Raw genomic sequence first — 12378 nt, 5'->3', positions numbered from 1 at the left:
GATTCGTTTATCAAATTTGTACAAAAATAGAGGTCAAATTTGAAAATGCCAACGTTTCTACATTTGTTTTGCAAAAAAAATGCCCTTATTGCCTTCTTAAATTTATCTATTTTCACATTGTCAAATTAACGGATGTCCTCACAATTAGATAAACTAACTCCCCGCGAAATAGTCGCCGAACTAGACAAATACATTATCGGGCAGCACGATGCCAAGCGCAACGTGGCGATTGCACTCCGAAACCGTTGGCGTCGGATGAACAGCACGCCCGAGATGCAAAAAGAAATTATTCCTAATAATATTTTGATGATTGGCGCGACGGGGGTCGGGAAAACCGAAATTGCCCGCCGCTTGGCCAAAATCGCCGATGCCCCTTTTGTGAAAGTAGAAGCATCTAAATTTACGGAAGTGGGATACGTGGGGCGTGACGTCGAAAGCATGGTGCGCGACTTGGTAGAACAAGCCGTAAATATGGTGAAAACGGCCAAAAAAGAAGAAGTAAAACAAAAGGCACAGGACATCGTAGAGGAAATTATTTTGGATGTGCTGATTCCGCCGATGTATCCCAATAACACGCCCAAGAACAACAGCCGCCCAAGCGTAGGTTTTGAGATTACGGATGATACCGACGCCGTTAATCCTCCTCCGCCTGTTTCGTCGATGCCCGACCACGAACTCAACGAGCGAACACGCGTGCGTTTCCGTGATAAACTACGGGCGGGTGAACTCGAAAATCGGAAAATCGAGATTGATATGCAGTCTTCGTCGGCTCCAAATATTGGTGTTATGGGTGGACCTATCGACGATATGTCGATGATGAATTTGCAAGAAATGCTTGGTAACATGATGCCTAAGCGTAATAAAAAACGTAAAATGAGCATTGCCGATGCCCGTAAGATATTGTTGGAAGAGGAAGCAGCCAAGCTCATTGACATGGATGAAGTCAAAGAAGAAGCGTTGCTGAAGGCCGAAAATTTAGGAATTATTTTTATTGACGAGATTGACAAAATCGCTAATTCCAACGGAAAAGGCGGAGGACCTGACGTAAGCCGCGAGGGGGTTCAGCGCGATTTGCTCCCGATTGTCGAAGGCTCAACGGTCAATACCAAACACGGCCCAATCAAAACCGACCACATTTTGTTTGTAGCAGCGGGGGCTTTTCACGTGTCTAAACCTTCGGATTTGATTCCAGAATTACAGGGACGTTTCCCGATTCGGGTCGAATTGCAAAGCTTGACGGAAAACGATTTCTACCGTATTTTGAAAGAGCCGCGTAACTCTCTCACGCGTCAATATTTTGCGTTGATGGAGGCAGAGGGTGTCGAATTGACGTTCCAAGATGACGCATTGCTAGAGTTGGCAAAATTGGCATTTACCATCAATTCAGAAGTGGAAAACATTGGTGCGCGTCGCCTTCAAACGGTGATGAGTACTTTACTCAATGACTTCATGTTTGACATTCCTGATGTTATCGGGCCTAATGCCCACGTGATTGTGACCAAAGAGTTGGTGCAGGAGCGTTTGGCTAACTTGGTCAAAAACCGCGATTTGAGCCAATATATATTGTAATGCTCAACTTTAACCTCCCGAATGTTCGCCTGCGTAGAGTACAAACATTCGGGAGGTTTGCTGTTTTAACGAATATGATTTGTGCTCAACCTCCCGAATGTTCGCCTGCGTAGAGTACAAACATTCGGGAGGTTTGCTGTTTTAACGAATGTGATTTGTGCTCAACCTCCCGAATGTTCGCTTGCATCGAGTACAAACATTCGGGAGGTTTGTTATTTTAACGAATGTGATTTGTGCTTAACCACCCGAATGTTCGCTTGCGTAGAGTACAAACATTCGGGAGGTTTGCTGTTTTAACGAATGTAATTTGTGCTTAAGCTCCCGAATGTTCGCCTGCGTAGAGTATAAACATTCGGGAGGTTAGTTAACGAATAACAATTTGCCCTTCTAATTTCGCCAATAAGCCATCCCGATATTGCATCCCAATCGGAATCTGCGTATGCGAATGAAATGATAACATATTGCCGCTGATGCTTTTGATTTTTGGCAAACTGGCAATGTACGATTTGTGTACCCGCACAAAGAGGCTTTCTGGCAGGCTTTCTTCCATTTTTTTCATGGTTAGGTACGTCACGATAAAACGGTCGCGGAGGTAAATTTTAACATAATCCTTCATTGCTTCTACGTACTGAATTTCATCAAATAGAACCTTGACCAAATTCCCATCTTCTTTGACAAAAATCCCGTTGTCTTCCCCGCGAGGCGTTGGGGGAGTTTTGGCTTCGGTTTCCAGTGCTGGTTCTTGTAGTTCGTTGCGGCGTTTTTCGAGGATTTCTTTGGCCTCTCGCCGCTCTTTTACTTTTTGGATGGCCCTTAGAAAACGCTCAAAGGCGATGGGTTTGAGCAGATAATCAGTAACATCCAGTTCAAACCCATCGTGAGCATACTGGTGAAAAGCCGTTGTCATAATCACTTGTGGCCGATACGACAGCGATTTGAGAAACTCCAAGCCTGAGATTTGGGGCATTTCAATATCGCAAAAAATCAAGTCGATGGAGTGTTGTGATAGAAGCTCATAGGCTTCAAAGGCGTTGCTTGCCTTGCCCGTAAGCTCTAAAAAAGGAAGCCGTTTGACAAAAGTCTCGATGATTTCCTGGGCGATGGGCTCGTCTTCAACAATAATGCAACGGAGATTTTTCATAGCTCAAGTTTTAAATCAACTTTATACATTCCTTCATTTTCGATTACCTTCAATCGATGCTTGTTGGGGTACAAAAACGCCAATCTTTTTTGTACAGTTTCGATGCCCGAATGCTGGCAGTCGGGAACGTAGTCCGACTCAATTTTTACCTCTAACACCGCGTCTTGCGTTTTTATATCGACCTCGCAGTTGGATTTTATACATTTAAAGGCTTTTTCTAACAGGGGAAAAATTAGTAATGGACTAATCGTCAGGCTGTCGAGGAAATGGGTTTTGAGCCGAAAATTGACGTTTACGTGGTCTGCGAGTCGCGTTTCTTGCAAATCAACGTAATTAATCATAAAATCCAATTCCTTCTGAAGCGCTACTTTCTCGACATCCGTTTCATAAAGAGTATAGCGAATCATATTTGAAAGTTTGAGGGTCATTTGTTCGGCCTTTTTAGGGTCGGTATTGACCACATTTTTGATGTTTTCGAGCGACTCATTGATAAACTGAGGGTTAATCTGCGATTTTAGAAGCTTTATCTCCAAGTCCATTTTGTTTTTATTCAGCGCATTGTTTTTGCGTTGCTCTAAGGCCAAGTCTATCATTATCTTTAAGGAAATGGGCAACCAACGGGAGGCTTGTATCAAAAATATAATAGGGTTGAGCAAAAAATCGGACAAGCGCTTCAGTAGTCCCCCTCCGTCGATATTGATCATTTTTTGGTAGTCTTGGTTGAACGTTCCAAAATCAAGGTGGCTTAGCGCAATTTGCCAGATGATTTCGTTGACGACCGTTTTGACTAAATGTCCCACCACATATACTAAAAACAAATAAATGACATACTTATAGTGCACAAACAGCCGACGCACACAGTACAATGCCAATCGGTAAGTGATGTAAAAAACGATGATGTTTCCGAACGACCAAAACAAGGCACCCGACGTGAACATATTGGTGGTAGAGCCGACGTAAATGGTATTGTTGAAAAACCAAAAAAGCCAAAACAAGAACTCAAAAATGCCTGCTCGTTTATCATAAAGGTAATCTAAGGTGGACTTCATAGCTGTTTGGGTTATCGTGGATTTGGAGCGAATGGTCGGGGTAAAGAAGCGATAGGCGGCGTTTGATATTGACCAAGCCTATTCCACCTACTTTGGTTTTCGATACTTTTAAATCGGGTTTTGAATTGTAGATATAGAAATGCAACTGGTTGTTTTTCAGGGAAATGTGGATGTCGATTTGGGCGTATTTGAGGTTGTCGCTTAGGCCATGTTTGAAGGCGTTTTCGACAAAAGGTAACAAAACCCGAGGAGCAATGAAATGCTTATTCACCGTGTTTTCGTCCACCTTAAAATCAATATGAACGTTTTGGTCGTGCCTGATTTTTTCGAGGCTGATGTAGTTTTTGAGGTAATTAATTTCTGAAAGTAGCGGTACGTTATTGCCCTTAGAATCATCAAAAGATTCTTTCAAAAGGCTCTGTAGTTGGCTGATGGCGGCGGTGGTGGTAGGCTTTTGGTTTAGAATGAGCCCATAGATATTGTTGAGCGAATTGAATAAAAAGTGAGGATTAAGCTGACTTTGCAAAAACCGAGATTCGAGGTCGTGGTTAAGGTCATTGAGGTGTTTTTGCTTGATGATATTTTCAATAAAGTACTTGACGGATTTTACGAAAATAATGAGTCCAAAATGAGACTTGAATTCAAAAAACACGACAAACGCAAACGATATGCTTCGAAAGTGCCCCCACAAACCGTATCGACTATAGACGTCGAGAAAGGCAAGGAAAGGGTTATCTTCTCTGGATGCCGAATAACTAACAACGGTATTGTTGCTGTACACTTCTTGAAGAAACGCGTGAGTGAAATAGCTAAAGACCGTAAAGTACCAGAAAGCGACGGGTAAAAAAAAGTACGAGTAGCGTTCTGTGACGAAGTAGGTAGGAAATAAATAATAAAAAATGGCGTAGGCAGCGGCTAAATTGGTGAGCCAGTACACATAAAAATGGACGCCGTATTTTAAGTCTTCAACGAAAAACTCGTTGGCAAGAAATGTATAGCTCAAGTAAATGTAACACAGATGTGCCAAAATACGCAGCCAAAGCCTAGAATTATAGAAATCTAAGGCTTGTTCAACGACATCAAATAGTTGTAGATTCGGTTGGTCGAGGCGATTCATACGTTCGTCTAAAAATTTGGGCAAATTTCGTCAAAGTGCATTAGTTTCTATCAATATGTGTCGGTGGTTATGTGCCTGCGGTTGCTCACAACCGCAGAAATCGCCGAATTGGGTCGGTTAGGAGTAACCTCCCGCACGTGTGGGCGGTTATGTGTGGGCGGTTGCTCACAACCGCAGAAATCGTCGAATTGGGTCGGTTAGGAGTAACCTCCCGCATGTGCCTGCGGTTGCTCACAACCGCAGGAAATCGTCGTATTAGGGTTTGGTCGTAAGCAACCTAAACGTCCCATTTGTTGAGTTTTCGTCGAGAGGAAAGCGAGGTTCGTCAAAAAACTTTGGTAACGACAACGTATCCGTGCAGTTTTGAACCACGATTTCTAAACAAACCAAAGCGTATGGCAAACCGATTTTTTCTCTGTATTTTCTTACTTTTTGCAACTGAAAGCATGGCCCAAAACTGTGAATGCTCGGCGGTATTGGCTACGTATATCCAGAAAACAGAAGCCAACTATGCAGGTTTTCAAGACAAAGTAACTACCCAAACACGACCACGGTACGAACGATTACTGGATAGTTTGCGAACGGCAGCCCGTGACTTGCCAGGTGATAAACAGTGTTTTCAATTGGTACGGGCGTACAAGCGTTTTTTCAAAGACGGGCATTTTCAGGTTTCTTTTAATACACCCGAAGTAACGGTTCCCATTCGTACCATCAGCACCGACGAGCAGCAAGCGAAAAGCTACTTTGATGCCCACGTTGGCAAATTACACCCCTTGGAAGGCATCTGGGAAATCGTGGATGGTAGTTACCGCGTGGCACTCATGCGTGACCCACAACAACCCGATAAAATGGCAGCGGTGGTGTTGGCGGCTCAAAATAAAAAATGGCAAGTAGGCATGGTTAAATTTGAAGCCGCCGCTAGTGGCCCAAGCCCTTATAAAGGAATTTACTGGGCAGGCGACCTCACTTCGTCTGAACGTACCTTCCCGCTGGAAGGAAACTTGCTCAACGTCCCTAATTCGGGCTACTGGGTACGGCAATATCCGCAAAAGGCAACCCCCGATGAGCTCGCTAAAGCACAGCAGGCTGAGGAGGAGTTTCATGTAAAAGCGATTGATAAGCAAACTTTTTACGTACGAATTCCTTCCTTTGGTATTTCCTTTGAAATGGTAGATAGTGTCTTGAAGGCACACGATGCAACGATACGGAATTCCTCCCATTTGATTGTAGATATTCGTGACAACTTCGGCGGAATGAATGGGTCTTTTCCTGCCATTTTAAAATACCTCAATACCAATACTTTTCGAGATATTCACTCACATTTTAGAAGTACCCCCGACAATTTAAAAGCGGAAGAAGCGATGATTGACCGAGCGCTGACTCAAGGGTGGATTTCGGCCAAAGATGCAAAACCTTGGCAGGAATCACTGGCTAAAAACCGATTAAAAGTGGGACAAATGGTGGAATATCCTGCCGATACGATGTCGTACGGGGAGGTGCTGCCGTATCCCCAAAAAGTGGCGGTGCTAATGAATGAAAACTGCTACAGCAGCGCGGAGTACTTTGTGTTTTATGCCAAACAAAGTAAAAAAGTGACGCTCTTCGGTAACCATACAGGCGGAATGATGGACTATGGTAATGTGCGTGAACACGAGTTGCCGTGCAAAAACTTTGAATTACGCTTGCCCACCACCCGCACAGGTTGGGTCGATTATGCCCCCATCGACAACGTTGGTTTTCAGCCCGATGTTCAGATTCCAAGCTCGGAAAAAGATTGGATAAAATTTGTTCAAAATTACTGGCAATCAAAATAGCGTTTTAACCCTTTTTTCTTAACAGTAATGAAACATCTTTTCGTTGTACTGACCCTGGTCAGCGGGCTATGCTTTGCCCAAAACAAAGGAAGCATCAAAGGACGCACGGTGGAATTGAGCACCCAAAAAGGCGTGGAGTTTGCGAGTGTAGCGCTGCTATCATCGTCAGATTCATCGCTCGTAAAAGGGGGCGTGACGGACACACTGGGGCGTTTTACGCTGCAAAATATCGCAGATGGACACTATTTGCTGGCCATTTCTAGCGTTGAATACCAGCGTTTTGTGTCGGCTCCAATCCATATTAATGAAAACCAACGAGACTTGGATCTAGGGACGCTATTCTTACAGGCCGACCAAAAACAGCTCAACGAAGTCGTGGTGAAGGGGACTAAGCCTGTTTTTGAACAAAAAATGGGGAATATCATCGTAAATGTGGACAGCAAAATGTTCAAAACCGCTACCAACGCCCTTGAAGTAATGCGGCGTTCGCCAGGGTTGTTGGTGGACATGAGCGGAAAAATTACGTTTAGAGGAACATCGCCCAAAATTTTGATTGACGGCAAAGACCTACGAATGACCGAAGAGCAGGAAAAAAACTACCTCAAGTCGCTGACCCCCGACCAAATCGAAACGATTGAACTCATGCCCACGCCGCCTGCCAAGTACGAGTCGTCGTTTCAGACGGTGATTAATATCAAGCTCAAACGTGATCAAAACTTGGGCGGGCGGGGTTCGATTTATGGGACGTATTTGCAACACCGTTTTGCGACGGGCGATGCGGGTGGAAACCTAACGTATAAAACGCAAAAAATGGCGTTTTCGCTGAATACAGGCTGGAATTCATCCAATTGGTACCAAGAACTGACCGACCGACGTGTAATGGGAAAAGAAGGAAATAAAGATGTGTTTGAGTCGTATTCGTACCTCAAAAACCCCACCCAGAGTTTCAACGCAGTGGCAGGGGTAGAGTACGTGGTCAGTCCGCATCATAGCTTTGATTTTAAAGTTACGGGTGATGTGGGCAGGGCTCCCAGCTCAACCTATGCGGAAAATAAGTCGGTGTTGCGTGGAAATGAGCAACCGTTGACGGTGAGTCACAACCAAATGACGGAAAATAGTCGCTCGTTGACGGGATTGGCGGGCTATACGTATAAAAATAACAAAGGCCGTGAACTGATGGTGGAGGTGGCCGTGGCAGGTAGTCAGAAACCAGGAACGCAGAACATGGTGTCGGAATTTGTGCGAAACAACGAACAAGTGCGGGGTATATCGGTGCAGCGCAATGACCAACTTGCTAATTCCACTTTCAGGACATTGAATGCGATTTACACGGATGTTGTGGGGAAAGAGTGGAAATTGGAGGCAGGTTTTAAAATGAATTACGTAAAAAACCTTGCTAAAATTGACTACGATACACTCATTCGGACGGACGCGTCTCGCTCGACTCCTTTGACAGTAGCGGATTTTCGTAGAGATTTTGGGCGAAGTAATGAGTTTACATTTGACGAAAACATCACGATGTTTTTTATGCAAATGAGCAAGCAGTTTAAAAAGCTAGGTTTTACGGCAGGGCTACGGGCCGAAAATACCGTTACCCAAGGTGAATCCGTCACATTGGGAGCGATTGTAAACCGCAACTATTGGAATATTTTACCTAACCTGACATTGCAGTATAAACTCAACGACAACAGTAATTTGGTATGGAGTTCGTCGCGCAAACTTTCGCGGCCTACTGTTTGGCAGCTCAATCCTTTCCCTTTTTTCATCGACCCTTATACAGTAGCGATGGGAAACCCGTTTTTGTATCCTCGTATTCGGAATGTATCGGAGGTGACGTATTCGTACAAAAAACTCATGTTGGTCACGGGTTATAACTACAACCAAAACGGGGTGACTCAGTTGCCATTGTACAATGCCACTACGCGTCTTACGACTTGGCAACAGGTCAATGCCAACAACCATCGCCTATTTTTTGATGTGAGTCATTCGGCTACGTTACTGCCCAAATGGAACTATCAAATGTACCTCAGCACGGCCTACGGGGGCGAAAATGTCACCCTCAATGGCCAAAGCAATTCGGTGGCTGGGCTATCGGCCTCGCTCTGGGTGTCCAACATGTTCACGTTGCCCAAAGGATACACGCTCGAAGTATCAGGTTGGTACAATGTTCCCGAGCGTGCTAGTTTCTACCGAGCGCGCTCGTTGGGAGCAATGAATGTAGGCGTCCAAAAAAGCTTTGCCAATAACCGCTGGAATACGCAACTGAACCTCAACGATATTTTTTGGACGAGCATTTTTAGGGCAAACATCAAAGTGGATGATTCGGATATGACGTTTACCAACGTGCAGCCGCAGCGCTATGCGTCGTTTCGGGTGACGTACAATTTTGGGAAGTCGAAGTACCAAGCTCGGGGCCGAAAATCGGGGGTAAGTGAGGATGCGGCTCGGATTCGTAAATAATGCTGTGTTACTTTAATTGTCTCTTTTTCAATGGCTGCCTTTGTGCTTTGCAGAGGTAGCCGTTGCCATTTTTAGCCCAGTGCTGGTCGATACAAAAAGATTTTCCGAAAACTGGCGAATCTTATTGTTTATGTGGATAATGTCCTATATTTTGGGGTTTTATTCCAATAAACTACTTCAACCTTGAAAATAGCTATTTTGAAAGAAACCAAAACCTACGAAAAGCGGGTTGCGGTCACACCTGACATTGTTAAGTCTCTTCTCAAAGCGGGTTTTACCTGCGCCGTCCAACATGATGCTGGCGAGAAATCTTCCTTACTTAACACCGATTACGAGAAAGCAGGCGCTCAAGTGGTAGCAGATGTCAAAACGCTCCTTGCCGACGCCGATGTCGTTCTAAAAGTCAACGCTCCTACGCTGGAAGAAGTGGCTCAAATGCGCGAAGGCGCAGTGAGCATTTCGTTTCTGTACGCCTACACGCAGCCTGAACTGGTTCAAGCCCTCAATGCCAAGAAAATTTCAGCCTTTAGCATGGATGCCGTTCCACGTACGACCAAAGCCCAAAGCATGGATGCGCTCAGCTCGCAGGCCAACCTCGCGGGCTACAAGGCGGTATTGCTGGGAGCCAACGCGCTGGGTAAAATTTTTCCGCTGATGATGACGGCCGCAGGAACCATCAAACCCTCGCGGGTACTGATTTTTGGCGCTGGGGTGGCAGGATTACAGGCCATCGCGACGGCCAAACGCCTTGGCGCGGTGGTGGAAGTAACCGACGTTCGCCCCGAAACCAAAGAACAAGTGGAGTCGCTGGGTGGGAAGTTTCTGAGCGTCGAAGGCATGGAAGCCAACAAGTCGGAAGGTGGGTATGCCAAAGAAGTGTCGGCGGAGTTTCTCCAAAAACAACAAGACCTTATCAAACAGCGCATCAAGGACGCAGACATCGTCATCACAACGGCCTTGGTGATGGGTAAAAAAGCGCCCATTTTGGTGACGGAAGAAATGGTGAAGTCGATGAAAACGGGCAGTGTGATTGTCGATATGGCCGTAGAATCGGGCGGTAACTGTGCCTTGAGCGAAGCCAATCAGACGGTCGTAAAAAATGGGGTCACGATTATTGGAGAGTCAAATCTACCCGCACTACTCGCGACCAATGCCAGCGACTTGTACGCCAAAAACATCAGTACGTTGCTATTGCATTTGGCCAACAAAGATGGTTTTAAGTGGGAACTGGAGGAGGAAATTACCAAAGGAAGCCTCATCACGCACCAAGGTCAGCTGGTCCACGCCTTTACCAAATCAATTTTAAAATAACGTCATCTTCAAACTATGGACGCAATCATCACATTTATTGGCGAAAACATACAACTCATCTACATCCTCATTCTCTCCATTTTTGTGGGGATTGAGGTGATTTCCAAAGTACCCTCCGCCCTGCATACCCCGCTGATGTCGGGTGCCAATGCCATCCACGGGGTGGTTATCATCGGGGCGATTATCGTCATGGGTCATGCCGAAGCGGGTAACTGGCCCGCGTTGATACTCGGCTTTTTGGCGGTTATTCTCGGAACACTCAACGTTGTGGGTGGTTTCGTCGTCACCGACCGTATGTTAGAAATGTTTAAAAAGAAAAAGTAACCGTCAACTGAAATGATACAACAATATTGGTTATACCTTATTTACCTTTTGGGCTCGGTATTTTTTATCGTAGGATTAAAAATGCTTTCGGGACCCAAAACTGCCCGTAATGGCAACTTCTTGGCAGCGGCAGGCATGGCGATTGCTATTTTGGGTACTATTTTTATGCATACCAACGAGGACGGCGAGCCTATTGGCAACTACGGCTGGATTTTCGGGGGGATTGCCATCGGAACAGTCGTCGGTTGGATTTCGGCCAAAAAAGTAAAAATGACCGATATGCCGCAAATGGTGAGCCTTTTCAACGGAATGGGAGGCGCTTGTGCAGCACTTATTTCGTTGGTCGAATTTGGACACCTGCACGACGATGCTTCTCCCGCCACGGTTTTGACGATTGTAGCAGGCTTGGTGATTGGTAGCGTGTCGTTCTCAGGAAGTATCATCGCCTATGCCAAGTTGCAGGAAATTATGAAAAAAACCTTCCGCTTGCCTGCGCAAAACATCCTTACCTTGGTGTTGTTGATAGCGACGTTAGGACTGACTGTTTACATTGCGTTGGGGCATCCAAGTGCGGTTTTGCTTTACACCGTTTTTGCGTTGTCGTTGGCCTATGGTGTCCTTTTTGTGTTACCAATTGGAGGCGCCGATATGCCAGTGGTGATTTCGCTTCTTAACTCTTTTACGGGAGTGGCGGCGGCTTTCGGTGGGTTTTTGTACGATAACCAAGTGATGCTTACGGGCGGGATTTTGGTAGGTTCGGCAGGTACGTTGCTGACGATTTTGATGTGTAATGCCATGAACCGTTCCCTTACAAACGTGATTTTTGGCTCGTTTGGCGGGGGTAGCGCTGCTGCCGCTGGCGGAGGAAGTGCCACAACGGGCGGGGCCGTAAAAAGCAGTACGCCTTCTGACGTGGCGATTATGATGAACTACGCCCAAAAAGTGATTGTGGTGCCAGGCTATGGTTTGGCAGTAGCGCAGGCGCAGCACGTAATTCACGAACTCGAAGCCTTGCTCGAACAGCGTGGTGTGGAGGTAAAATACGCGATTCACCCCGTGGCAGGACGGATGCCTGGGCACATGAACGTGCTTTTGGCAGAATCGAACGTAGCCTACGATAAGTTGGTAGAAATGGAAGAAATCAACGACCAGTTTGCGACCACCGACGTGGTGTTTGTCGTAGGCGCCAACGACGTAGTAAACCCCGCAGCCCGCAGCAATCCCGCCAGCCCGATTTACGGAATGCCCATTTTGAACGCCGACAAAGCCAAAACGGTGATTGTCAGCAAGCGTTCGATGGCGGCGGGTTACGCTGGTATCGACAACGAACTGTTTTATTACCCCAACTGTATGATGTTGTTTGGGGACGCCAAAGATTCTATCACCAAAGTGGTAACTGAATTGAAAGGCATGGATTAGCAAAGGTAGAATCAAGAAATGACGAAGTACGAAATTGGTAAGGCGCTTGGGGAAACCTGAGCGTTTTGCTTTTAGTAGGTAAAAGATAAAACAGCCTGTAGCCGAAAACTTGAACAGGTATTATGTTAGAAGAATCAGGATACCGTTATTTTTATAATAAAAAGCAATCGAAAA

The 12378-nt window shown here is 45.7% G+C and carries 9 protein-coding genes; 6 read left to right on the top strand and 3 right to left on the bottom strand.

What is annotated here, in order from left to right; translation table 11 throughout:
* Window positions 1–132 precede the first annotated feature (132 nt).
* Window positions 133–1569, top strand: coding sequence for an ATP-dependent protease ATPase subunit HslU (gene hslU, locus FHS57_RS05010; protein WP_183971807.1), 1437 nt, complete (start codon window positions 133–135; stop codon window positions 1567–1569).
* Between the two features lie 364 nt (window positions 1570–1933).
* Here hslU and FHS57_RS05005 read toward each other — a convergent pair whose 3' ends face one another.
* The 3 genes from FHS57_RS05005 to FHS57_RS04995 are packed head-to-tail and all read right to left on the bottom strand — an operon-like array spanning window position 1934 to window position 4876.
* The gene (locus tag FHS57_RS05005; RefSeq protein WP_183971806.1) at window positions 1934–2710 is read right to left on the bottom strand and encodes a LytR/AlgR family response regulator transcription factor; all 777 of its coding nucleotides are present in this window, start codon (window positions 2708–2710) and stop codon (window positions 1934–1936) included.
* Window positions 2707–3759, bottom strand: a complete 1053-nt coding sequence (locus FHS57_RS05000; protein WP_183971805.1) for a sensor histidine kinase — start codon at window positions 3757–3759, stop codon at window positions 2707–2709. The genes FHS57_RS05005 and FHS57_RS05000 overlap by 4 nt, the downstream gene beginning before the upstream one ends.
* Window positions 3731–4876, bottom strand: a complete 1146-nt coding sequence (locus FHS57_RS04995) for a sensor histidine kinase (protein ID WP_183971804.1) — start codon at window positions 4874–4876, stop codon at window positions 3731–3733. The genes FHS57_RS05000 and FHS57_RS04995 overlap by 29 nt, the downstream gene beginning before the upstream one ends.
* Before the next feature lie 395 nt (window positions 4877–5271).
* On the opposite strand from FHS57_RS04995, the gene FHS57_RS04990 reads away from it, so the two are divergent.
* The 5 genes from FHS57_RS04990 to FHS57_RS04970 all read left to right on the top strand — a co-directional run bounded on the left by FHS57_RS04990 (window position 5272) and on the right by FHS57_RS04970 (window position 12204).
* On the top strand, window positions 5272–6690 hold the full coding sequence (locus tag FHS57_RS04990; RefSeq protein WP_183971803.1) for a S41 family peptidase: 1419 nt from the start codon (window positions 5272–5274) through the stop codon (window positions 6688–6690).
* A 27-nt stretch (window positions 6691–6717) separates the two neighbouring features.
* On the top strand, window positions 6718–9150 hold the full coding sequence (locus FHS57_RS04985) for an outer membrane beta-barrel family protein (RefSeq protein WP_183971802.1): 2433 nt from the start codon (window positions 6718–6720) through the stop codon (window positions 9148–9150).
* A 183-nt stretch (window positions 9151–9333) separates the two neighbouring features.
* The gene (locus FHS57_RS04980; RefSeq protein WP_183971801.1) at window positions 9334–10461 is read left to right on the top strand and encodes a Re/Si-specific NAD(P)(+) transhydrogenase subunit alpha; all 1128 of its coding nucleotides are present in this window, start codon (window positions 9334–9336) and stop codon (window positions 10459–10461) included.
* Between the two features lie 15 nt (window positions 10462–10476).
* Window positions 10477–10785 (top strand): NAD(P) transhydrogenase subunit alpha part 2, encoded by a 309-nt coding sequence (locus tag FHS57_RS04975; RefSeq protein ID WP_028527091.1) that lies wholly within the window; start codon window positions 10477–10479, stop codon window positions 10783–10785.
* A 12-nt stretch (window positions 10786–10797) separates the two neighbouring features.
* Window positions 10798–12204, top strand: coding sequence for an NAD(P)(+) transhydrogenase (Re/Si-specific) subunit beta (locus FHS57_RS04970; protein WP_183971800.1), 1407 nt, complete (start codon window positions 10798–10800; stop codon window positions 12202–12204).
* The last annotated feature ends 174 nt before the right edge of the window (window positions 12205–12378 follow it).

Origin of the sequence: Runella defluvii, assembly GCF_014195535.1 — a bacterium.
Classification (GTDB): Bacteria; Bacteroidota; Bacteroidia; order Cytophagales; family Spirosomataceae; genus Runella; species Runella defluvii.
This window is presented reverse-complemented; position numbering and strand designations above follow the sequence as displayed.